The sequence below is a fragment of the Streptomyces chumphonensis genome (assembly GCF_014779715.1).
In the GTDB taxonomy this organism is placed as follows: domain Bacteria; phylum Actinomycetota; class Actinomycetes; order Streptomycetales; family Streptomycetaceae; genus Streptomyces; species Streptomyces chumphonensis.
This window is the reverse complement of record NZ_JACXYU010000001.1, coordinates 1065855-1088203: the sequence shown is the minus strand read 5'-3', so window position 1 is coordinate 1088203 and position 22349 is coordinate 1065855. Positions and strand designations below refer to the sequence as shown.

The 22349-nt window shown below is 72.0% G+C and carries 24 protein-coding genes and 1 tRNA gene; 13 read left to right on the top strand and 12 right to left on the bottom strand.

Going from position 1 to position 22349, the window contains the following annotated elements:
- Window positions 1-28: 28 nt before the first annotated feature.
- The 3 genes from IF129_RS04545 to IF129_RS04535 are packed head-to-tail and all read right to left on the bottom strand — an operon-like array spanning window position 29 to window position 1448.
- Complete coding sequence (locus IF129_RS04545) at window positions 29-625, bottom strand: methyltransferase domain-containing protein (RefSeq protein ID WP_224754237.1); 597 nt, start codon at window positions 623-625, stop codon at window positions 29-31.
- A gap of 57 nt (window positions 626-682) precedes the next feature.
- Entirely contained in the window at window positions 683-961 is a 279-nt protein-coding gene (locus IF129_RS04540) for a hypothetical protein (protein WP_318153542.1), read from the bottom strand.
- The gene (locus IF129_RS04535) at window positions 954-1448 is read right to left on the bottom strand and encodes an ATP-binding protein (protein WP_345602196.1); all 495 of its coding nucleotides are present in this window, start codon (window positions 1446-1448) and stop codon (window positions 954-956) included. The genes IF129_RS04540 and IF129_RS04535 overlap by 8 nt, the downstream gene beginning before the upstream one ends.
- Window positions 1449-1585: 137 nt before the next feature.
- Here IF129_RS04535 and IF129_RS04530 point away from each other — a divergent pair, with 137 nt between their 5' ends.
- A complete protein-coding gene (locus tag IF129_RS04530; RefSeq protein WP_191208059.1) occupies window positions 1586-2917 on the top strand; it encodes a tetratricopeptide repeat protein in 1332 nt (443 codons plus the stop codon).
- Between the two features lie 8 nt (window positions 2918-2925).
- Here the strand turns inward: IF129_RS04530 and heR are convergent, their stop codons facing one another.
- From heR to IF129_RS04510, 4 genes are all read right to left on the bottom strand, one after another.
- Complete coding sequence (gene heR / locus IF129_RS04525; RefSeq protein ID WP_318153541.1) at window positions 2926-3708, bottom strand: heliorhodopsin HeR; 783 nt, start codon at window positions 3706-3708, stop codon at window positions 2926-2928.
- 179 nt (window positions 3709-3887) lie between these two features.
- On the bottom strand, window positions 3888-4325 hold the full coding sequence (locus IF129_RS04520; protein ID WP_191208058.1) for a glutaredoxin domain-containing protein: 438 nt from the start codon (window positions 4323-4325) through the stop codon (window positions 3888-3890).
- Window positions 4326-4562: 237 nt separating this feature from the next.
- The gene (locus IF129_RS04515) at window positions 4563-5081 is read right to left on the bottom strand and encodes a hypothetical protein (RefSeq protein ID WP_191208057.1); all 519 of its coding nucleotides are present in this window, start codon (window positions 5079-5081) and stop codon (window positions 4563-4565) included.
- 153 nt (window positions 5082-5234) lie between these two features.
- On the bottom strand, window positions 5235-5975 hold the full coding sequence (locus IF129_RS04510) for a class I SAM-dependent methyltransferase (protein ID WP_191208056.1): 741 nt from the start codon (window positions 5973-5975) through the stop codon (window positions 5235-5237).
- A gap of 338 nt (window positions 5976-6313) precedes the next feature.
- On the opposite strand from IF129_RS04510, the gene IF129_RS04505 reads away from it, so the two are divergent.
- The 4 genes from IF129_RS04505 (at window position 6314) to IF129_RS04490 (ending at window position 9269) form a co-directional block, all read left to right on the top strand.
- Entirely contained in the window at window positions 6314-6592 is a 279-nt protein-coding gene (locus IF129_RS04505) for a hypothetical protein (RefSeq protein WP_191208055.1), read from the top strand.
- A gap of 31 nt (window positions 6593-6623) precedes the next feature.
- Window positions 6624-8450: a glutamine--fructose-6-phosphate transaminase (isomerizing) gene (gene glmS, locus IF129_RS04500; protein ID WP_191208054.1), complete on the top strand. Its 1827-nt coding sequence runs from the start codon at window positions 6624-6626 to the stop codon at window positions 8448-8450.
- A gap of 101 nt (window positions 8451-8551) precedes the next feature.
- A complete protein-coding gene (locus IF129_RS04495; RefSeq protein WP_191208053.1) occupies window positions 8552-8821 on the top strand; it encodes a type II toxin-antitoxin system Phd/YefM family antitoxin in 270 nt (89 codons plus the stop codon).
- Complete coding sequence (locus IF129_RS04490; protein WP_191208052.1) at window positions 8811-9269, top strand: type II toxin-antitoxin system VapC family toxin; 459 nt, start codon at window positions 8811-8813, stop codon at window positions 9267-9269. The genes IF129_RS04495 and IF129_RS04490 overlap by 11 nt, the downstream gene beginning before the upstream one ends.
- Before the next feature lie 399 nt (window positions 9270-9668).
- On the opposite strand, the gene IF129_RS04485 is transcribed toward IF129_RS04490, so the two are convergent.
- Window positions 9669-10199 carry a universal stress protein gene (locus IF129_RS04485; protein WP_191208051.1) on the bottom strand — a complete coding sequence of 177 codons (531 nt, stop codon included), beginning with the start codon at window positions 10197-10199 and terminating at the stop codon, window positions 9669-9671.
- Window positions 10200-11205: 1006 nt separating this feature from the next.
- Between IF129_RS04485 and IF129_RS04480 the strand changes: the two genes are divergently transcribed.
- The 3 genes from IF129_RS04480 (at window position 11206) to IF129_RS04470 (ending at window position 13284) form a co-directional block, all read left to right on the top strand.
- Window positions 11206-12447: a helix-turn-helix domain-containing protein gene (locus tag IF129_RS04480; RefSeq protein ID WP_191208050.1), complete on the top strand. Its 1242-nt coding sequence runs from the start codon at window positions 11206-11208 to the stop codon at window positions 12445-12447.
- A 37-nt stretch (window positions 12448-12484) separates the two neighbouring features.
- A complete protein-coding gene (gene orn / locus IF129_RS04475) occupies window positions 12485-13084 on the top strand; it encodes an oligoribonuclease (RefSeq protein ID WP_191208049.1) in 600 nt (199 codons plus the stop codon).
- Between the two features lie 127 nt (window positions 13085-13211).
- Window positions 13212-13284 (top strand) — tRNA-His (locus IF129_RS04470).
- 180 nt (window positions 13285-13464) lie between these two features.
- On the opposite strand, the gene IF129_RS04465 is transcribed toward IF129_RS04470, so the two are convergent.
- Window positions 13465-13833, bottom strand: coding sequence for a cupin domain-containing protein (locus IF129_RS04465; protein ID WP_191208048.1), 369 nt, complete (start codon window positions 13831-13833; stop codon window positions 13465-13467).
- A gap of 165 nt (window positions 13834-13998) precedes the next feature.
- On the opposite strand from IF129_RS04465, the gene IF129_RS04460 reads away from it, so the two are divergent.
- Window positions 13999-15156: an acyl-CoA dehydrogenase family protein gene (locus tag IF129_RS04460; protein WP_191208047.1), complete on the top strand. Its 1158-nt coding sequence runs from the start codon at window positions 13999-14001 to the stop codon at window positions 15154-15156.
- 7 nt (window positions 15157-15163) lie between these two features.
- Window positions 15164-16054 carry an acyl-CoA thioesterase gene (locus IF129_RS04455; RefSeq protein WP_191208046.1) on the top strand — a complete coding sequence of 297 codons (891 nt, stop codon included), beginning with the start codon at window positions 15164-15166 and terminating at the stop codon, window positions 16052-16054.
- 46 nt (window positions 16055-16100) lie between these two features.
- Here IF129_RS04455 and IF129_RS04450 read toward each other — a convergent pair whose 3' ends face one another.
- Window positions 16101-16928, bottom strand: coding sequence for a phosphatase (locus IF129_RS04450; protein WP_224754235.1), 828 nt, complete (start codon window positions 16926-16928; stop codon window positions 16101-16103).
- Window positions 16929-17042: 114 nt separating this feature from the next.
- Between IF129_RS04450 and speB the strand changes: the two genes are divergently transcribed.
- Window positions 17043-18023, top strand: coding sequence for an agmatinase (speB, locus tag IF129_RS04445; protein WP_191208045.1), 981 nt, complete (start codon window positions 17043-17045; stop codon window positions 18021-18023).
- 627 nt (window positions 18024-18650) lie between these two features.
- On the top strand, window positions 18651-19982 hold the full coding sequence (gene gdhA, locus IF129_RS04440) for an NADP-specific glutamate dehydrogenase (RefSeq protein WP_191208044.1): 1332 nt from the start codon (window positions 18651-18653) through the stop codon (window positions 19980-19982).
- A gap of 24 nt (window positions 19983-20006) precedes the next feature.
- Here gdhA and IF129_RS04435 read toward each other — a convergent pair whose 3' ends face one another.
- Both IF129_RS04435 and IF129_RS04430 read right to left on the bottom strand, forming a co-directional pair.
- Window positions 20007-20909, bottom strand: a complete 903-nt coding sequence (locus tag IF129_RS04435) for a helix-turn-helix domain-containing protein (protein WP_191208043.1) — start codon at window positions 20907-20909, stop codon at window positions 20007-20009.
- An 86-nt stretch (window positions 20910-20995) separates the two neighbouring features.
- Window positions 20996-21292 carry a DUF397 domain-containing protein gene (locus IF129_RS04430; protein WP_191208042.1) on the bottom strand — a complete coding sequence of 99 codons (297 nt, stop codon included), beginning with the start codon at window positions 21290-21292 and terminating at the stop codon, window positions 20996-20998.
- A gap of 196 nt (window positions 21293-21488) precedes the next feature.
- On the opposite strand from IF129_RS04430, the gene IF129_RS04425 reads away from it, so the two are divergent.
- Complete coding sequence (locus IF129_RS04425) at window positions 21489-22277, top strand: ATP-binding protein (RefSeq protein WP_191208041.1); 789 nt, start codon at window positions 21489-21491, stop codon at window positions 22275-22277.
- The last annotated feature ends 72 nt before the right edge of the window (window positions 22278-22349 follow it).

Genomic DNA, 22349 nt, shown 5'->3' with positions numbered 1-22349 from the left:
TCCCCCGAGGGGAGCCGCTGCCCGGCGGTCAGGCCCAGGTGAGGCGCTGCCCGTCGGGGCCGACGTGCAGCCGCATGCGGACGACGGACGGGCGCCCGTCGGCCTGCCACCGGCTGACACGTTCGGTGATCCCGTCCCACAGCCGCGCCGGGCCGCCCTGACGGACCATCCACCGTCCCCCTTCCCGGAAGACGGCAGCCCATGATCCCGCCGCCACGTCGACCACGACGTGTTCCGTCCGGCCGTCCCGATCCAGGGTGAGCCGCTGTGCGCGCGGCGCGGCGAATCCCGCGACGAACCGGGCGGTCCAGTCGTCGAGCACGTCCGCACCCAGCTCCGTCGGCACAGCGTCCCCCTCGCCGAGGTTCGGCAGGATGCCCAGCGGGGGCGGAAGGTGGGGCCGGGCCAGCATGAACGAGACATGACCGCCGAGAACCGGGCCACTGGCCGTGCCGTCGTCGGCGACCGTGAGGCGTACGAGTTCGGACGCGTGCATCCACCCGCCGACCGTGACCAGGATGTCACCGCCGGGTCTGGTCTGCGCGAGCCATTCGGCCGGCACGGTGTGCACACCGCAGGTGGCGATCACACGGTCGTAGGGGCCGCTCTCCGCGTAGCCCGCCAAACCCTCACCCCCACGGGGATTCCGCGACGGTCTCCTTGCGCTCCGAGTGGTCGAACATCATGTCCTCCTTGAAGGGCGTTGCTCTCCGGTGACGTGGTGCCAGATCATGAATTCGAGTTCGGAAAGGCATCTTTCGCAGGCGTGCATCGGTGCGTGCATGCCGTTGAAGGCCGCCGGGCCGATCCAGATGACCGGTACGTCGGCCCGGCGGCAGTAGAGCCAGCACAGTCCGGTGACCCAGCGGTCGTCGCCGGGTTCGGCCCGCGCGGGACGTGGCCGGGAATCGTCCGGGTACAGCACCGCGCCAGGTAGGGGAAAGCGCTGCCGGTCATACACGCGGGGTCCGCACGTGCAGTTCGGCCCGGACGACTTTCCCCCAGGCGCGGACGTCGGTCTCCCAGGCGTCGGCCAGCGCCTCCACCAGGAGGAGGCCGCGGCCGTGCTCCGACCCGAGGTCCGGGGGACGGGGTACCGGGTGCGCGGTCGACCTGTCGGAGACGGAGAGGCGCACGACGTCCCGCTCAGGGCGGGTGACGCCGACGCGGAGCAGGCGACCGCCGCTGTGCTGCACGGAGTTGCCCACCAGCTCGGACGTGATGAGGGTCGCCCGGTCCGACAGCTCGTCGAGCTCCCAGGTGTGCAGCGCGGTCCTCACGAGGTCGCGGGCCAGCCCGGCGGTCCGTGGCTCGCAGGGCCACGTCGCGCTGTAGGCCGGGATGTCGACCGGGTGTGAGGGAGGTCCAGCCGTGGTCGCACAGGCCCTTTCCGGTCGGAACACCGGGTCCGATTCGTCTGCGGAACCGCAAGCCGCTGTCGCGGGCATGCATTCTCCTCGCGGGTTGGGGTCGGTCACCTGCGTTGTCGCAAACGTAACCGCGCGATTACGGACGGCGGTACGGTGGAAGAGCGGGGTGGACTTGAAAGCCCTGAAAGGGCTTTCAGAAATCAGGAGTTGATGCCGTGGGAGCGAAGTGTCCGAATGAGGGACTGCGTCGGGTACTGGTCGAGGCCGACTGGTCGCAGACCCAACTCGCCCAGGCCGTCAACCGCCTGGGTCGTGAATGCGGCATGCAACTGCGGTATGACAATTCGGCGGTGAGTCATTGGCTGGATGGCACCATGCCCAGGGAGCCCGTGCGGCCCCTGGTTCGGGAAGCCTTGGCCAGACGCTGCCGCAGGCCGGTCACGTTCGCGGAGATCGGCTTTGCCGTGGATACATCGGCCTCCCACGCGAGTACCGTGGAAAGCCTGGTCGACCTGGGGAGGCTGGACATGGACCCTTCGCGGCGGGGTGTGCTGGGGGCGGGTCTGTTCTCCGTCGCCCTGACGATCCCGGACTGGCAGGACGTCGTCGGGCGGGTCGAGGCCGTCCAGACAGGGCGGGCGGCCCGGATCGGCTGGAACGACGTCGAGACGGTCACCGCCATGACCGAGCGCATCAGCGACCTGGACGACCAGTTCGGCGGGCGTCACGCCCGGCCCATGGCGGCCTCATTCCTCGTCAACACCGTGGCGCCCTACCTGGCTGCCGACGCCGCGCAGGAGGTCCGGAAGGGCATGCTCTCAGCCGCCTCGGACCTCTGCTATCTCACCGGCTACATGGCGGTGGACGAAGGGCTGCACGGACTGGCGCAGACGTACTACCTGCGAGCCCTGGAGCTGGCGGGGCAGGCCGACGACCACCTCACGTACTGCACGACCCTGCGCGGTATGAGCGTGCAGGCGGTGGACCTCGGCCACGGCCCGCAGGCCCAGCGCCTCGCGGACGCCGCCGCTGCCGCCTCCCCGCAGGCCGGGCCGCGCATGCGGGCCTTCCTGGCCGGCCAGCAGGCCCACTCCTACGCCCAGATCGGCGACCGGAGCAACGCCCTGCACTTCATGGCGCAAGCTGAGCGGGCCATGGATCGGGCGGAATCGCGCGAGAGAACGTTCGGAGCCTACGATCCCGCCGCGCTGAACTACCACTTCAGTCAGGTGCGGTTCGCGCTGGGCGATCTCGCAGGATCAGTGGACGCCATGACGGAGGCGAACCGTCTCATGTGCTCGACTCATCGCCGTACCCGGGTTCGTGAGCGGGCGTTGCTCGCCGAGCGACAGCTGCGGATCGGCAGGTTGGAAGAAGCGTGCGAGAACTGGGATCTCGCCCTGGACGACTACCCTCTCGTCCAGTCCGGCCGGTGTGACGACCGGGTGCGGGACATGCGGGCGCTGCTCCGGCCGCACCTGGGTCACCCCGTCGCCCGGGAGGTCTACGACCGGTCCCGCATGCTGCGCGGCACACGGACGGTGTGACGGCTGGGTCAGCCGGACAGGGAGCCGCCGAAGATCTGCCAGGCCAGCAGGGATTTCGCCACCAGGCTGAGGACCAGGTAGCCCTTCTCCCCGTACGCGTAGTCGGCCCATCGGCCGACGCCCCGGTACTGGAGCCACTGATTGAGGCCGAAGCTGAAGAAGAGGACGGCCTGTACGACCACGATCCCGTACACGAAGCCGGGGACGGTCTCGGCCGCGACGACGTTGTAGACGATCGCCGCCCACGGCGCCAGGCCGACCAGGGTGCCGAACCAGAACGGCAGCATCGTCGTCACCGCCCGCCCCGGCGGGTTCATCAGCTCTTCGAGCCAGCCGAAGAGGATCATCCCGATGTTGGCCCCGGCGACGGCGAGGACGGCGTTGATGCCGGTGATGCCGGAGTAGAAGCCGATGAGGAGCACCATCAGCGTCGCGCTCAGCGCGTACTCGACCCACCGGAACCGGTTGATGCCCCGCCTGAGGTCGCGCTCGTAGGTGGAGCGGCAGACCGTCGCCGTCAGCAGGTGGTCCAGGGCCGCGAGGCCGAGGAAGACGGCGACGGCCCAGCCGATCGGCACGTCGAACAGCGCCTCGGGGGCGGGCGCCTCCGTCCCCGGCGGACCCTCGGGAACGGAGGAGGTGACGGTGATCGAGAAGCCTCCGGCGAGGAGGACGATCGCCACGGCCTGGGCCAGGTGCAGCAGCGTCAGTCCCAGGTTCCATGCCCGGAGCCCGGCGAGGCGTTCGGGGGTGACCCCGCCGGCCACCGGCGTGCCGTCCTCGCTTCTCACGTGTTCCTCCAGGGGTGGGTCGCAGCCGCGTTACGGGTTCATGGTCGTCCTTGCCCCGTCCCGGCCCCCGCAGTCACACCGTCACCTTGCCGAGAGTCCCCCGTATGGCGCCCGGGGGCAGCGGTACCACGTGCCGGGCCCGGGCGACGTCCCGACCCGACCACCTACCTTCGGCTTGATCACGCGGAAGGGGAGAGCTGTTCGCGTACCCACCGGGGGTCGGGGTTGGTGTGCGGCCGGCCCGCCACGACGACGGTGGGCACCGTCTCGTTGCCGTCGTTGGCCGCTCTGACCGCTGCGGCTCCTGCCGGGTCGCGCCAGATGTTCACCCAGTGCAGTAGGCGGGCGCTGCGGCCGAGTCGGAGGCGCAGCCGCATGCAGTACGTGCAGCCCGGCCGCCAGAAGACGACCGGTCGGCCGTCGTCCGCGCTGCGGCGCTGCGCCTCCTCCGCACTGATCGTCTTGGGGAAGATCAGGGGTGAGTTCACGCCGGCGAGCGTGAGGAACGCCAGCAGGAGTCCTGCGGCCGTGCCGGGGTTCCCCTTGAGGACCTGCCCCGTCGCGATGGCCGTGCCGCTGAGCACGAACAGCATCGGCAGGATCCAAGCGCGCATCATGGTCATACAGGCTATCGACCACGTCGAAGGCCGTGAAGGTGAGTCCGCCGCCTGGTTGCCCAGTGCGGTTTCGTGATCTGTCCGGCACGTTCGTAGGTGGAGCGTCGTCGGTGGTGGCTGTCTGTGGTCTCCGGCCACCGCACGATCCTCGTTGTCCCCATACCAACCGGGGATCACGCGGTGACAGTACCCGTTCCCAGCCGGATCGCGACAAGATCGCGAAGTCAGACCTGAGCACTAGCGCGACGGCCGGCCTGCTGCGGTAGACACGGCGGTCTCGATCTCGGCGGCCAGTCGGGCCGCGTCCTCGGTGTATCCGGTCAGCAGCAGCCGTGTGCCCGTGCGGGGCCGGATGACCAGATGCACGTCCCAGCCCATGCGTCGGGCCAAGGCGTGGTTCTGCCCTCGCTGCACCGTGCTGCCGATCCCGGTCCACGGCAGTGTCCTGGTCTCCCCCGTTCGGCGGTACACCAGCCCGTCCTCGCGTAGCACGAAGACCTCGCCGTGCCGTTGCAGGGTGCGGAGCCCGCTGGAGATGCCGCCGTAGAGCCCGACGAGTGCGCCGCCCCACAGCAGTCCGGCGAGCGGTGTCCCGTCGCCGTCCTCGGAGAAGACCGCCACCGTCACCGGGACGGCCACGGCGGCGAAGGCCAGGCCGATCAGCAGGGCCACGATCGCGACGCGGCCGCGCCGGCCGTTGTCCGTCGGGTGGTTGCGGATGAAGGCGCCCAGCGCGCGCTCCGCCTCCGTCGCCATGGAGCCCCCCCCGCCTACTTCTGTCGTGGTGTCAGTCTGCGCAACGGGTCGTGCGCGGCACAAGAGGGGGCCAGGCCGGCCGACACGCTGGAGCCGGGCTCCGCCCTCCGGCGACTTCTCCGCAGCAGGAAAGCGCGCGCCGTCGGGGCGGCGTCAGGCGCGGCAGTGGAGCATCTCCAGCGGGGGGTTGGCGTGGTGGTCGGCCCAGTGGGCCGCGCCGAACGTGCGCAGTCCGGCCTCGGAGACCTTCAGGGGGACCCAGGTCAGCTCCTTGAACCCGGCTGCCCGCAGGCACGTCTCGTAGACCTCGCGGCGCGGCCGGTGGGCGACGAAGGAGACCGGGGGGTCGAGCAGGGCCGTGGTGCGGACCATCGGCCCGGTCTCGCCCTCCTCGCCGGTGAGAACGCTGCGGAAGCCGTACTTCTCGGGGGTGGGCCCGTCGAAGCGGAAGTCGGGCGACTGGTTGAGGGCGAACAGTTCGCCGCCGGGCCGCAGGCTGCGGTGCGCGGCGCGGCACATGCGCTCGGCCGTGGCCAGGTCGTCCGCGTAGTTGAGCAGTTGGACGGCCAGGGCGATGTCGAACCGACGCCCCAGGGGACGCAGCCGGGACACGTCGCCCACCTCGTAGCGCACGCCCAGCGCGTCGCGCTCCTCCACCTGTCGGGCCACGGCGACCATCTCGCCGGAGATGTCGACGCCGAGCACCTCGGTCGCGCCGCGCCGCCTGAGCTCGCGGCTGTAGAAGCCGGTGCCGCAGGCCAGGTCGAGGACCGCCCTGCCGCGCACGTCGCCGACGAGTCCGAGGAAGCTCGGCACCACCACGTACCGCTCCAGCGGCAGGGCCTTGAAGCCCTCGTACGCCTCACCGATCGCGTCGTACTGCTGTCCACCCATCGTGCCGTCCTCCCCTGGTGCCGGTCATGGCGTCGGCCCGGCGGCCGCCTCCCGGGGCGTGCCGTGGCCTTCGGCGGGCAGTCTGTCCGAACGCCGACCGACCGCCGTACTGGCGGAAACGACGAAGATCGGGACCGCGTCCGGGGCGGGTGTACGGACGGGAGGGGGTTTTCCCTGGTCACGGGCGGGGGCGCCGTCGTCTGCGGGTGCCTGCGCGTCGGGACCGCCGAGACCGCGGCTGAAGCGGACGGGCAGGTTCCAGATGTCGAAGGTCGGGAACATGCCCGAAAACGGGCAGGAAACTTGCGTGGGCGCACTCGGGGCCCCAGTATCGGTCCGTGCTCGAACGCCGGACGCCGGCCCACGACGACCTCGTGGACCACCTGACCCGCACCACCGCGCTGCCGCGCGGTGAGGCCGCGCGGGTCGTCCTCGACGTGCTCGCGTACTTCGACGAGACCGCCGAGGACTACGTGCGCCGCCGGCACCGGGAACTGCAGTCCGCCGGGCTGCGCAACCCGGCGATCTTCGAGCGCATCCAAGCGGAACTGCCGTACCGGGCGGTCGCGCCGCCCGAGCTCAGCCTCCGGCAGCTGCGCCGCATCGTCTACGGCTGAGCGACGTGCGACGACGGACGAGGAGAGGCCCATGTGCGGGATCGTGGGGTACATCGGCAAGCGGGACGCGGCGCCCCTGTTGCTGGAGGGGCTGCAGCGGCTGGAGTACCGGGGCTACGACTCGGCCGGCATCGCCATCCACAGCAGCGGCACCGGGAAGAACGCGGGCCTGAAGACGGCGAAGGCCAAGGGCCGCGTCCGTGAGCTGGAGTCCCGACTGCCCAAGCGGTTCGCGGGCGGCACGGGCATCGCGCACACCCGTTGGGCCACCCACGGCGCGCCCAGCGACGAGAACGCCCACCCGCACCTGGACGCCGAGGGCACGGTGGCCGTCGTCCACAACGGCATCGTCGACAACGCCGCCGAGCTGCGCGCCAAGCTCACCGCCGACGGCGTCACCTTCGTCTCCGAGACCGACACCGAGGTCATCTCCCACCTCGTGGGCCGCGCGCAGGGCGCCACGCTGGAGGAGAAGGTCCGCGAAGCCGTGGCCGTCATCGAGGGCACCTACGGCATCGCCGTCCTGCACGCCGACTTCCCCGACCGCATCGTCGTCGCCCGCAACGGTTCGCCTGTGCTGCTGGGCATCGGCGAGCACGAGATGCTGGTCGCCTCCGACGTCGCGGCGCTCGTCTCCCACACCCGCCAGGTCGTCACCCTGGACGACGGCGAGATGGCCACCCTCAAGGCCGACGACTACCGCACCTACACCACCGAGGGCTCGCGGACGTCCGCCACGCCGGAGACGGTGGAATGGGCCGCCGAGTCCTACGACATGGGCGGCCACGACACGTTCATGCACAAGGAGATCGCCGAGCAGGCCGACGCCGTCGACCGCGTCCTGCGCGGCCGGATCGACGACCGGTTCGCCACCGTCCGGCTCGGCGGCCTCAACATGGACGCCCGCGAGGCCCGCGCCGTGCGCCGCGTCAAGATCCTCGGCTGCGGCTCGGCGTACCACGCCGGTCTCATCGGCGCCCAGCTCATCGAGGAGCTGGCCCGCATCCCCGCCGACGCCGAACCGGCCAGCGAGTTCCGCTACCGCAACGCCGTCGTGGACCCGGACACGCTCTACATCGCCGTCAGCCAGTCCGGCGAGACGTACGACACGCTCGCCGCCGTGCAGGAGCTCAAGCGCAAGGGCGCGCGCGTGCTCGGCGTCGTCAACGTCGTCGGCTCGGCCATCGCCCGCGAGACGGACGGCGGCGTCTACGTGCACGCCGGGCCGGAGGTCTGCGTCGTCTCGACCAAGTGCTTCACCAACACCGCTGTGGCGTTCGCGCTGCTGGCGCTGCACCTGGGACGCATCCGCGACCTGTCCGTCGCCGACGGCAAGCGCGTCATCGAGGGGCTGCGCAAACTCCCCGCGCAGATCGCCGAGATCGTCGCGAACGAGGACCGCATCGCGGCGCTCGCGGCGGACTACGCCCAGGCCAAGTCGATGATGTTCGTGGGCCGCGTGCGGGGCTACCCGGTGGCGCTGGAGGCGTCGCTGAAGCTCAAGGAGATCTCCTACATCCACGCCGAGGCGTACCCGGCCTCCGAGCTGAAGCACGGTCCGCTGGCGCTGATCGAGCCCGCCGTCCCGACGGTGGCGATCGTCCCCGACGACGACCTGGTGGACAAGAACCGCGCGACGCTGGAGGAGATCAAGGCCCGCAGCGGCCGCATCCTCGCCGTCGCCCACACCGAGCAGGAGAAGGCCGACCACACGGTCGTCGTCCCCCGCAACGAGCCCGAGCTGGACCCGATCCTCATGGGCATCCCGCTCCAGCTCCTCGCCTACCACACGGCGCTGGCCCTGGGCCGGGACATCGACAAGCCCCGCAACCTCGCCAAGTCCGTCACCGTCGAGTGACCTCCCCCGGGGCCCGGATCAGGTCCGGGCCCCGGGCAGGTGCACCCGAAGCGTGTGCCACCGAGTGGCACCAGGTAGCACGGGGCGCGTATGGTGATGTCATGAGTGCACAGCAGGAGATCACCCAGCGCGACCTGCGGAGCAGGTCCAAGGAGATCATGCAGGCCGTCCAAAGCGGTCAGGCGTTCACGGTGACGCGTGACGGGCACCACATCGGCGAACTGATTCCTCTGCGTCGGCGTCGGCGATTCGTCTCCCGCGAAGAGTTCGCCGGGATGTCCTCCACCGCGCCGACTCCTTCGCTTGACGCCTTCCGCAGGGACCAGGAAGCCACTGCCGACCAGGAGCAGGGGGACCCCTATGCCCGTTGAGCACCGGCAGGGTCTGCTCGACACGAACATCATGATCCTCCGCAGGGCGATCGATCCGGGCGAGCTGCCCGCCGAGGTGGCGATCAGTGCCATCACGCTGGCCGAGCTGTCCGCAGGGCCGCACGAGGTACGAAGGAACGAGGACCAGAGCGACTACGACGAGCACGCCGAGCGTGCCCGGAGGCTGGACGTGCTGCAGCGGGCGGAGAACGAGTTCGATCCCATTCCCTTCGGTTCCGAGGCAGCACGCATCTACGGGAGGGTTTGTGCCGGGGTCATCGGGGCCGGTCGTAAGCCGAGGCGGCGGGTGGCCGACCTGATGATCGCAGCGGTCGCCGTGGCCGAGGAGCTGCCGTTGTTCACCACGAATCCGGATGACTTCAAGGGGCTGGACGACTTCCTGACCGTGGTTCCGGTCACGCGTCCTGCCGTGGTTCCCGGCCGTTGACGTGATGGTGGGGCGCGGCGGCGCCCGCCGCAAGGCAATGCGGCGCCTCGCGTGCGAGCGTCGCTCTCGTGCGTCCGTCTGCGGGCCCCGGCAGCCCAGGACTGCCGTCATCCCGTACGTGACGATGCCCGAGGTGCTCCGACGTTCGGGCCGGCCAACGGAGTTGGGACAAGCTACTCGCTCGTAGCACGTGCAGCGCGCTGCGGAGACGGGCATACACCCGGCAACGCGCTGCCGGCGGGGAAGTGACGGTCTCCGGTACGGCGGCTGGGCTCGGCGTAATGGGCGACGCCGGGCCAGCAGGGCGGCTCCGGGTGCGTATGGTGGCACGCTCCCGGGGCCGCCCTTCGACGTGCGCGGGCGGAGCGGGAGGGACGTGCGGCGAGCCGCTCGGGACCGTCAGGGGATGACGACGACGGGGCGCTGTGCGCGGCGGGCGAGCCGACCGGCCACGGAGCCGAAGATGCGTCCCACGATGCCGTGGGTGGACCCGACGACGATCGCGTCGGCCTCGTACTCGCGGCCGACCTCCTCCAGTTCGTGGCAGATGTCGCCGCCGCGCTCGACGAGGATCCACGGCACCTCGGCGAGGTGGTCCGCGCAGGCCAGTTCCAGCCCCAGCACCTCGGTGCGGTGGTCGGGCACGTCGACGAAGACGGGGGGCTCGCACCCGGCCCACACCGTGGTCGGCAGCCGGTTGGCGACGTGGACGATGATCAGACCGGAACCGGACCGACGGGCCATGCCGATGCTGTACGCGAGGGCCCGCTCGCTGGACAGCGAGCCGTCGAAGCCGACGACCACGCCGTGCTGGAACGCCGGGTCGCACGGGTGGGGGGCCGGTGCGCCGTCCGGCACCGCGTCGGGCAGCGCCGGGGCGTCGGCGACCGGCTTGCGGTCCGCAGGTTCGGGGATCTCGTGTCCGGCCATGGCTGTCTCGGCGAAGAAGTCCTCGGGGTGAGGAGCTAACGGATGGTTGCGGGCTCAATAAAGTCTGGGAACTGCCTTTTCATCCCCCTACCCCCAGGGTACGGCCCTACACGCGCCGTGCCCAGGGCTTCGATCGGTCCGGGGATCGAGGCCGAAGCATGCCCGAGTGCGCGCCCCCGCGCAATGCCGTCTCGCGCGCGCTGGGCGGCGACGGGCCCGACCCCCGCGGCCACCTCGGCGGCCGCGGGCGGCTGCCCCGGTGTCCGGCGCGGCGACCGTCCGCATCGTGGAACGGCACGGAATCGCCTCCGAACTGCCGCTCCGTGCCTCCGTGCGCCCCTGGTGCGCCACCGGTGACGCGGCCGGGGAGCGGCGGAGGACGGGTCGAGCCGTCATCGCGGTGCGGTGGGGGTGCCGGGCCTCGCCGCGGTGACGCCCCTCCTCGCGAGTGGCCGGACACCCGGCCACTCGCGAGGAGGGGCGTCACCGCTGGTCACGGCGGCGGATCCGGCGCGGCGCACCCCGTGGCGGGAGTCGTGGCGGCGGCGCGGACCGGCGCGGGAGCGGGCCGGAGGCTCTGAGCGGCGGTTGTCGGGCGGGCGCCGTGCCGTCGTGCGCCACCGGGCCGCCCCGTGCACCCGCCGTACGCTCGTCCCCAGCACAGCGAGCCCCTGTCAGGCGCTCTTTTCGGCCAACTTCCGAACGTGGTACACACCTTGTCAGAATCGTGGACGTCGGCCGCCCTACCAGGAGTGAAAGGAGTGCAACCCGTGAACGCACCATACGCGGCACCGCCGGGGAGCCTCCCGCCCGCCCACGGGGCGTCGACGGATGCAACGCAACGTGATCGAATGCTTCACGCCACGTTGTGTTGTCGACAAAGCACTGAGTGATGAACTTGTCACTGCGGATGCCTACGACACAGTAGATTCGATCTTGGAGAACCACGGCGGGGGAAACCGTGCAACACCGAGAGGAAAGCGACCACTGAGGGGGGCTTGACCACATGAGCCAGGACCCATCGCACGGCCCCGCGCCCGTCCGGAAACTGACCGCCCGGCGGCGTCGCGAGATCGTGGCGGTGCTGCTGTTCGGCGGTGGGCCGATATTCGAGAGCTCGATCCCGCTCTCCGTATTCGGCGTCGACCGGCAGGATGCGGGAGTACCCAGGTACCGGCTGCTGGTATGCGCCGGTGAGGAAGGCCCCCTACGCACCACGGGCGGCCTCGAACTGACAGCTCCTCATGGCATAGACGCCATCGCGCGGGCGGGCACCGTCGTCGTCCCGGCCTGGCGCTCGATCACCCAACCACCACCGGCGGCCGCCCTGGAGGCGCTGCGCCGCGCCCACCAGGAGGGCGCGCGCGTCATGGGCCTGTGCACGGGGGCGTTCGTCCTCGCCGCCGCGGGCCTGTTGGACGGCCGCCCGGCGACGACGCACTGGATGTACGCGCCGACGCTCGCCAAGCGCTACCCGGCCGTCCACGTCGATCCCCGGGAACTCTTCGTGGACGACGGCGACATCCTCACCTCGGCCGGTACCGCCGCCGGCATCGACCTGTGCCTGCACGTGGTGCGCAGCGACCACGGTGCCGAGGCCGCCGGGGCACTCGCCCGGCGGCTCGTCGTGCCGCCCCGCCGGGGCAACGCCTCCGAAGTGGGCCAGTTGCACCGGTTGGACAGGTCTTTACCCGAGGAGATCGGGACCGACCCGCTGGCCGAGGTCGTCGCCTGGGCGCTGGAGCACCTCCACGAGCAGTTCGACGTGGAGGCGCTGGCCGCCCGCGCGTACATGAGCAGGCGCACCTTCGACCGGCGGTTCCGCGCGCTCACCGGCAGCGCGCCGCTGCAGTGGCTGATCACCCAGCGGGTGCTCCAGGCGCAGCGGCTCCTGGAGAACTCCGAGTTCTCCGTGGACGAGGTCGCGGCGCGCTGCGGCTTCCGTTCACCCGTCGCCCTGCGTGGGCACTTCCGGCGGCAGCTCGGTGCCTCACCGGCGACGTACCGCGCGGCCTACCGGGCGCGCCGCCCGGCGGCCTCCGACGCGGGCGGGCTGGACGGTCCGGAGGGGGGTCCACCCTCGGTTCCCCTCCGGATGCCGCCGGCCCGCTCCGAAGCCCACGGGGCGCCCGGATTCCCGGACGCCGCGCTGGTCGCCGCAGGGGCCGGGGGCGCGACGCACGGCAGGCCGCGCGCCGAGGCGTACGCGGCCAGGGTGCCGGGCCAGCGGGGCCACGGGGCGGGCTGAGGCCGCGCGGCGCGTCCGTCAACGTAGGGTTGCCCGCATGAACGATCGGATGGTGTGGATCGACTGCGAGATGACCGGCCTCTCGCTGACCGACGACGCGCTCATCGAGGTGGCCGCGCTGGTCACCGACGCCGAGCTCAACATCCTCGGCGAGGGGGTGGACATCGTGATCCGTCCCCCCGCCGAGGCGCTGGCGTCCATGCCGGACGTCGTGCGGACGATGCACACGACCTCGGGGCTCCTGGACGCCCTGGACGGCGGCACCACGCTCGCCGACGCCGAGGCCCGTGTCCTGGCGTACGTGAAGGAGCACGTGCCGGAGGCGGGGAGGGCGCCGCTGTGCGGCAACTCGATCGCCACCGACCGCGGCTTCCTCAGCCGGGACATGCCGGCGCTCGACGCCCACCTGCACTACCGGCTCGTCGACGTCTCGTCGATCAAGGAGCTGGCCCGCCGCTGGTACCCGAAGGCGTACTTCAACAGCCCGGAGAAGGGCGGCACGCACCGGGCGCTCACGGACATCCGCGAGTCCATCGCCGAGCTGCGCTACTACCGGGAAGCCGTCTTCGTGCCGCAGCCCGGCCCGGACTCCGACGCCGCCAAGGCCATCGCCGCCCGCCACGCGGGCGGGGCCTGAGCCGCCGGGCGGGCACCCCGAAAAGGCGTGCGCGAGCACCCGCCCCGACCCTGTACACTCGTATCCGGCCGGTGCGGGAAGCCCCGCAGCAGGCGGCCGGCGGAAGCCGGTCGCGTCACCGGACGTGGTGGGCGTAGCTCAGCTGGTAGAGCACCTGGTTGTGGTCCAGGATGTCGCGGGTTCAAGTCCCGTCGTTCACCCTTGAGGGCGAGGCCCCTGTACTGGGAGACCAGGCAGGGGCCTTCGTCGTGTCCGGGGCCCACCGGCGGGACGCGGTGCCGGTCGGCCGGAGCCGACCGTGCGGCGCGGGCGGGCCCGAGGCGCCGTCAGCAGGAACCCGGCCGGGGCGTGTTCGGCCGCGGGCGGTGCGCGGAGGGCGGTCAGCCCTCGGCGCGGTAGCCGGGGACGGAGGGCCAGCGGACCGTCAGCACGACGGACTCCTCCTCCGCGTACCAGGAGTGGTCCACCCCCTTCTCCCAGACGACGTAGTCGCCCTGCTCGGCCAGGGTCACGCTGCGGCCCGGGAACTCCAGCCGGAACCGCCCGCTGATGAGGACGAGGAGCGCGGTGCGGGTCTCGCCGGTGACCCACCGCGTCCGCCGGTCGCCCACGGGGTGCACACCCCACTTGATCTCCACGGCCTCGCTGTGGCGCGGGTCGCCGGCCTCCTTGAAGTGACCCAGCAGCCAGCCCCGGTCCAGTGCGGCGTCCCGGCCCGCGCTGCCCACGTACACCCCGTCGTCGTCCATGTCGGCGGACGGTAGCAGGGGATCGCCGGTGGCGGTGCGGGCGGCCGGGTGCGGCACCGGGCGGACGGGGCGTGCGGCTCTGGACAGCGGGTGGGACCGCTGGGTAACTTCGACTGAGCAAGCGCTTAGACAGGCGTTCGACAGCTACCCGAGGGAGGCGCGTCCATGCGTCGCACGGTGTTCAACGAGGACCATGAGGCGTTCCGGCAGACCGTCCGGGAGTTCGTCGCCAATGAGGTCGCCCCGTACTACCCCGAGTGGGAACAGGCCGGCATGGTGCCCCGCGACCTCTACAAGAAGCTCGGCGAGCTGGGCGTCTTCGGCATCGAGGTGCCCGAGGAGTACGGCGGCGCCGGCGAGAGCAGCTTCAAGTTCAGCGCCGTCATCAGCGAGGAGTGCGCCCGCGCCGGGGTCAGCTTCGGCGGCTCCAGCGTCCACACCGCCCTCTGCCTGCCCTACCTGCTCAAGTACGGCACCGAGGAGCAGCTGCGCCGCTGGATGCCGGGCTTCGTCTCGGGCGAGATGATGACCGCCATCGCGATGACCGAGCCGGGCACCGGCTCGGACCTCGCGGGCATGAAGACCACCGCCAAGCTCTCCGAGGACGGCACGCACTACGTCCTCAACGGCGCCAAGACCTTCATCACCGGCGGCGTCCAGGCCGACCGCGTGCTGGTGTGCGCCCGCACCGCCCCGCCCACGCCGGAGGACCGGCGCAGCGGCATCTCCATCCTCGTCGTCGACGCGCACAGCGAGGGCTACGAGGTCGGCCGCACGCTCGACAAGCTGGGTCTGAAGACCTCCGACACCGCCGAGCTGAGCTTCACCGACGTCAAGGTGCCGGTGGAGGACCTGCTCGGCGAGGAGGGCAAGGGCTTCTCCTACCTCGCCCACAACCTGCCGCAGGAGCGGCTGGGCATCGCCGTCGGCGCCTACGCCCAGGCCGACGCGGCCGTGCGCTTCGCGCAGAGCTACGTCACCGACCGGACCGTCTTCGGTCAGACCGTGGCGTCCTTCCAGAACACCAAGTTCGTCCTCGCCGACTGCAAGGCCGACGTCGACGCCATGCAGGCCGTCGTCGACCGGGCGCTGGACGCGCACGACGCCGGTGAGCTCACCGCCGCCGACGCCGCCTCCGCCAAGCTGTTCACCACCGAGCTGGCCGCCAAGGTCATCGACCGCTGCCTCCAGCTGCACGGCGGCTACGGCTACATGCGCGAGTACCCGATCGCCCGGCTGTACGCGGACACCCGCGTGACGCGCATCTACGGCGGCACGAGCGAGGTCATGCGCTCGATCGTCGCGAAGTCGATGGGGCTGTGAACCAGCGGTGAGCGAGGCCCTGGCGTCCCTGCTCGATCTGCTCGACCTGGAGCGGATCGAGCAGGACATCTTCCGCGGCGCCAGCCGCTCCGCGATCATCCCGCGCGTGTTCGGCGGGCAGGTCGCCGCGCAGGCCCTGGTGGCCGCCGGGCGCACCGTGCCCGCCGAGCGCCCCGCGCACTCGCTGCACGCCTACTTCCTGCGCATGGGGGACCCCGGCGCGCCCATCGTCTACAACGTCGACCGCATCCGCGACGGGCGCTCCTACACCACGCGGCGGGTGGTCGCCGTCCAGCACGGGCAGCCGATCTTCCACCTCTCCGCGTCGTTCCAGGTGGCCGAGGACGGGCTGGAGCACCAGGCGCCGATGCCGGACGCCCCCGACCCGGAGACGCTGCCCACGGCGGCCGAGCTGCTGCCCCGGCACGCGCACCTGTTCACCGACCCCGGCGTCGCCGAGCGGCTGGCGGAGGCCCGGGCGGCCGTGGACCTGCGCTACGTCAACGAGCCGCCCTACGCGGCCGCCGGGAAGGGCCCGGCCGAGCCGCGCTCGCAGGTGTGGTTCCGCACCAACGGCAAGCTGGACGGCGAGCACGACCAGCCGATGCTGCACATCTGCCTGGCCACCTACGTCTCGGACATGACGCTGCTGGACTCGGTCCTGCTCGCCCACGGCCGGGGCGGCTGGACGGTCGGGGACGTGGTCGGGGCCAGCCTGGACCACGCGATGTGGTTCCACCGCCCCTTCCGGGCCGACGAGTGGCTGCTGTACGACCAGGAGAGCCCCACCGCGCAGGGCGGCCGGGGGCTCGGCAAGGGCGGCATCTACACGGCGGACGGGCGCCTGGTGGCCTCCGTCATCCAGGAGGGCGCCGTCCGCGTCCCCCGCTCGCGCTGACGTCCCGGGGCCGCGCGGACCCCGGCCCCGGGCGGCCCGGCGGACGTCAGAGGGCCAGCCCGGCGGCGGCCAGCAGGTAGGCGGTCATGGGTTCGTAGAAGCGCGGGTTCACCACGTGGTCGTCGAGCGGCACCGCCACCGCGAGCGTGCCCTCGGCCTCGGCGAGGAAGAGCGCCGGGTCGTTGCAGTCGGCGAAGCCGACCGTGTCGAGCCCCCGCTGCCCGGCGCACCCGGCCCATCCGTGGTCCGCGAAGACGAGGTCGGGCAGCGGCTCGCCGTGCCGGGGCAGGGCGTCGAGGACGGCCCGCATCGGCTCGGGGGAGTGGGTGTGCCACAGGGTCGCCCCGCGCTCGTGCATGGCGACGTCGGCGAGCTGGACGACGACGCCCTCGTCGGCCACCAGGCCCAGCGGCACGCGGACGACGTGGCACCCGGCGACGCGGAGCGCGGCGGCCACGCTGCGGTGCACGTCCAGCAGCCCGCCCGGGTGGCCGGTGGCGAAGAGGACCCGCTCCCCGGCGTCGGCGGCCTTGCGCAGCCGCACGGCCGCCCGCTCCAGGGCGTCCACGGTGAGGTCCGGGTCGATGGTGTCCTGCCCGGCGCGGTGCCCCGGGTCGTCGACGACCCCCACCCGCTCCGCCATGACGGCCAGCACGTCCTGCTCGTCGGTCCAGCGGTCGCCCAGTTCGAGCCCGAACCAGTAGTACCGGTCTCCGTTGGCCAGTGCCCGGAAGTGCGCCAGGTTGTTCTCACGCGGTGTCGCGACGTCCCCGGCGATGCGGGTGTGCCGCAGGTGCTCGACCAGCTCCGCGCGGGTGGGCACGGGGGGCTGCGGGGGCGGGGGGCCGACGGGCGGTTCCATGGGTGCGGGCATGCCGCCATTGTCGCCCGTACGTGCGGTCGATGGACCATGTGTCCAAAACCCGGCACCTCTCCGCTCAGAAACGTCCATGTCAGGGACGCCCGCGCGCCACCTACCCTCGCGCGTATGAGCAGTGAGACGAGCCCCCACCCCTCCGGCCGTCCCGTCGGTCCCGTCGACTCCTCCCGCGTCCCGCGCTACGCCGGCCCGGCCACCTTCGCCCGGCTGCCGCGGCTGGACGAGGTCGGCGGCGCGGACGTCGCGGTGGTCGGCGTCCCCTTCGACTCGGGCGTGTCCTACCGGCCCGGCGCCCGCTTCGGCGGGAACGCGATCCGTGAGGCATCCCGGTTGCTCCGCCCCTACAACCCGGCTCAGGACGCCTCCCCCTTCGCCCTGGCCCAGGTGGCGGACGCCGGCGACATCGCGGTGAACCCGTTCAACATCGACGAGGCCGTCGAGACGGTGCAGGCCGCCGCCGACGAGATCCTGGACAGCGGCGCCCGCATGATGACGCTGGGCGGCGACCACACCATCGCGCTGCCGCTGCTGCGCTCGGTGGCCCGCAGGCACGGGCCGGTGGCGCTGCTCCACTTCGACGCCCACCTGGACACCTGGGACACCTACTTCGGAGCCGAGTACACCCACGGCACGCCGTTCCGCCGCGCGGTGGAGGAGGGCGTCCTCGACACCTCGGCGCTGTCCCACGTGGGCACCCGCGGCCCGCTGTACGGGAAGAAGGACCTCGACGACGACGAGAAGATGGGCTTCGGCATCGTCACCTCGGCCGACGTCATGCGGCGCGGGGTCGACGAGGTCACCGACCAGCTGCGCCAGCGCATCGGGGACCGCCCGCTGTACATCTCGATCGACATCGACGTGCTGGACCCCGCCCACGCACCGGGTACGGGCACCCCCGAGGCGGGCGGCCTCACCTCGCGCGAGCTGCTGGAGATCCTGCGCGGCCTCGCCGGGTGTCGGCTGGTCTCCGCCGACCTGGTGGAGGTCGCGCCGGCGTACGACCACGCCGAGATCACCTCCGTCGCGGCGTCCCACACGGCGTACGAGCTGACGACGATCATGTCCCGGCAGATCGCGGCGGGCCGCTGACGCGGGGCTCCGACGGTGTCGGCCGTCCGGCGTCGGGCCCGCCGGACGGCCGCATGGGCCGTACGCATGTGCACGGTGCACTGGAAGGCCATGATTTCGGCAGCGTGACCGATGCGTTTCGGCCGTGTTCCCGGCGGCCTGTAAGCCTCCGTTGGCCGTTCCTGTTGGGCATCGTGCCCACCGCTGGTGACATTACCGCTGGTAGGGGGCTTGTGGGCGTTCGGTTACCGACGGGTAGGTGTATTACTTCCTGCCACTCATTTAACACGCAACGTTACTGATTCTGTTCGGTCGATGTGCAAACCGTGGTGATTATCGACCAGACTCCCTCACGCAATCCCGCGGGACGGGGCGTCGAAGACGCTAGGCGGCGGTGCTGGCCCTGTGGGGGGTGCTGGCCCGTCAAGTGCCACCAGCGCGACGCCCCGCCGGAACGGTCCTGGAGAGAGGCCTGACTCTCCGGGGCCGTTCCCTTTTCCCGACCCCCGGGTTTCTCCCCGCCCCCACCCCGGACTTCTCCCGCCCGCCCTCCGGGCGCCCTGTGGGGTGTGCGACAGTTTGGCCCGACGTCCCTCCGAGGCCCCTACGGTCGGCGGAGACGGAGGCCGAGGGAGAGGATGCCACGCGATGCGCGACGACCTGTACGACGAGATCCTGCGGCGCAACCCGGGTGAACCGGAGTTCCACCAGGCCGTCCACGAGGTGCTGGACACCCTCGGCCCGGTCCTGCGGGCCCGTCCCGAACTGGTGGAGGCGCGCATCGTCGAGCGGATCTGCGAGCCGGAGCGGCAGCTGATGTTCCGCGTGCCGTGGCAGGACGACGCCGGCCGCGTCCAGGTCCACCGGGGCTTCCGCGTCGAGTTCAACAGCGCGCTCGGCCCGTACAAGGGCGGCCTGCGCTTCCACCCGTCCGTCAACCTCGGCATCGTGAAGTTCCTCGGCTTCGAGCAGATCTTCAAGAACGCGCTCACCGGGCTCGGTATCGGCGGCGGCAAGGGCGGCAGCGACTTCGACCCGCGCGGCCGGTCCGACGCCGAGGTCATGCGCTTCTGCCAGTCCTTCATGACCGAGCTGTACCGCCACCTGGGCGAGCACACGGACGTCCCGGCCGGTGACATCGGCGTCGGCGGCCGCGAGATCGGCTACCTCTTCGGCCAGTACCGCCGCGTCACCAACCGCTGGGAGGCCGGCGCGCTCACCGGCAAGGCGCCCGGCTGGGGCGGCTCCCTGGCGCGCACGGAGGCCACCGGCTACGGCGCCGTGCTCTTCGCCGCCGAGATGCTGCGGGTGCGCGGGGAGGAGCTGGACGGCCAGCAGGTCGCCGTCTCCGGCTCCGGGAACGTGGCGATCTACGCCGTCGAGAAGGCCCAGGCCCTCGGCGCCCACGTCCTGACCGTCTCCGACTCGGGCGGCTACGTGGTCGACGAGAAGGGCGTGGACGTCGCGTTGCTGCGGCAGGTCAAGGAGGTCGAGCGGGGCCGGCTCGGCGACTACGCGGAGCGGCGCGGCTCCTCGGCCCGCCACGTCTCCGGCGGCAGCGTCTGGGACGTCCCGGCGGACGTGGCCCTGCCCTGCGCGACGCAGAACGAGCTGGACGGCCGGGCCGCCGCCGCGCTCGTCCAGGCGGGCGTGAAGGCCGTCGCGGAGGGCGCCAACATGCCCTGCACGCCCGAGGCCGTCACGGCGTTCACGGAGGCGGGCGTGGCCTTCGGGCCCGGCAAGGCCGCCAACGCGGGCGGCGTGGCCACCAGCGCCCTGGAGATGCGCCAGAACGCCGCCCGGACGCCGTGGACGCACGAGAAGGTGGAGGAGGCGCTGACGGGCATCATGCGCGACATCCACGCCACCTGCCACGAGACCGCCGAGCGGTACGGGGCGCCGGGCGACTACGTGCTCGGCGCCAACGCCGCCGGCTTCGAGCGGGTGGCCGACGCGATGCTCGCGCAGGGCCTCATCTGAGCCGGGCCCGGCTGCTCGCGGGCCTCACAGCTCCGTGAGCAGCCGGCGCAGGAACTCCGTCGTGCGCTCGTGGGTGTCGGCGGCCGCGCACAGGCGGTCCATGACGACCATGTACGTCTCCACCTCGGCCCGCTTGTCGAGGTAGAGGGCGCTGGTGAGCTGTTCCAGGTAGACGATGTCGGGGAGGTCCGGCTCGGTGAACCGCAGCAGCGTCACGGGGCCGCCCGCCGCCGCCAGGCCGCCGATGCTGAAGGGCGCCACCTGGAGGGTGACGTTCGGCCGTTCGGCGATGTCGAGCAGGTGCCGGATCTGGCCGCGCATCACCTCGGGGCCGCCGAGCGGGCGACGCAGGGCGGCCTCGTCGATGACGGCCCACAGCCGGGGGCCGTGCTCCCGCGTCAGCAACTCCTGGCGGCGCATCCGCAGCCGTACCCGGCGTTCGACCTCGGCGTCCCCGGCGCGGCCGTGCCCGAGCAGGGTGACGGCCCGGGCGTACGCGGCCGTCTGGAGGAGGCCGGGCACGAACTGGACCTCGTACGTCCGGATCAGGGACGCGGCCTCCTCCAGGCCGAGGAGCGTTTCCAGCCACCCGGGCAGCACGTCCCCGTACTGGTGCCACCATCCGGGGTTGTTGGCGTGCCGGGCGAGGGTGAGGAACTCCTCGCGCTGCTCGGGGTCGTGCACGCCGTAGAGGGTGAGCAGGTCCGCGACGTCCCGCTCCTTGTAGCCGACGCGGCCGAGCTCAAGCCGGCTGATCTTGGCGTGGGAGCCGCGGATCGCGTCCCCGGCGGCCTCCCGCGTGATGCCGCTGGCCTCCCGCAGCCGCCGCAGGTGGGTGCCGAGCACGATGCGCAGCACCGTCGGCCCGCCGCGCGGCTGGGCCAGGAGCCGACGGACCGAGGAGTCGTACTCGGGTTGGGCTGACATCACGCCTGCTCCTGCGGGCTCTGTGGTGCTGGTGGTAAGGGGACGGTCGCCAAGTCTCCCATTACGGCAGCGGGCTGTACAACGGGTCAGCGACCGGTCACGAGGTCGTCGAACTCGCCGTCCTTGGCGCCCAGGATGAAAGCGGTGATCTCCGCCTCGGTGTAGATCAGGGCCGGTCCGGTGGGGAACCGGGAGTTGCGCACGGCGACGCGGCCGCCCGGCAGTTCGGCCACCTCCACGCAGTTGCCGCTGGGGTTGCTGCGCCGGCTCTTGCGCCACCGGACGCCGAGCAGCCGGTCGGCCGGCACGCCGTTGGCGCCGGTGCCGTCCTCGGGGGTCTCGGTGCCGTGCGCCGCCGTCGTGGGGAGTGCCGTGCCTGTCATACCTGCCACTTCTGCCTCTTTTGTCACTTCAGTACCACCATGATCTCTGGCTGAATACTGCCTCAGGGAACCCCGTAATTGCATCTGTACTTGCATCCGCACTTGCAGCCGTAAGTACAGATGCCACAGGATGGGACACGCAAGAGTGTTCCCAGCGACGTGAGCGCCACGGAGACAACGGCTGCGGGGTTGGACGATGACTCAACCGGCTAGGTGGGCGGCTACCGCTGCCCCCGAAACGTCCGCCGGCCTTTCGTACAGTTCCCCGAACCCCTGCGGACCAGGCGACGCGCACCGCTCGGAGGGGCCCGGCACCTGGCACCCGGCGAAGCCCTCCGTCCGGCCCGCCGCGCTCCCCGGTGCCGCCGCCTCCGTCGACACCTCGGCCTTCGCCGCCTGGACGCTGGAGTGCGGCCCCCGCTCGCCCGGCCAGGCCCGCGCCTACGCCCGCGCGGCGCTGGGCGGCTGGGGCCTGGAGGAGCTGACCGACGACATAGCGGTGTCCGTGTCGGAGATGGTCACGAACGCGCTGTGCCACAGCGCCGAGCCGTGGGACCCGCCCAACGCCCAGCCCGTGATGCTGAGCCTCCTCCGGCAGGGCGGCACCGTCCTGTGCGCCGTCATCGACCCCGGCACCACCGCACCGGCCGTGCGCGACGCGGACGACCTCGCCGAGGGCGGCCGCGGCCTCCAGATCGTGGACCACCTCGCCGACGACTGGGGATGGACGACGCCCGGCGCCAGCGGCAAGGCCGTGTGGGCCCGCTTCTCGGCCCCCGCCGACCGTGACACCGTCGAGCCCGCCGACCACACCGCCGCCGTCATCGCGCCGGACGGCATCGAGTGCGTCGCCGACCTCCAGGACGAGGCCGAGTGGGACGGGCTGACCCGGCTCCTGCTCCTCTCCGAGATCCTCTGCGGCGGCCGCCCCACCTGGCTGGACGCCATGGGTCTGCGGCCGAGCGACGGACGCCCGCGCTTCTGACCGGTCCGCGCCGCCGCCCCCTCCCACCACCACCCGATCGGACCCGCCCGTCCCGACACCACCGATCTGACC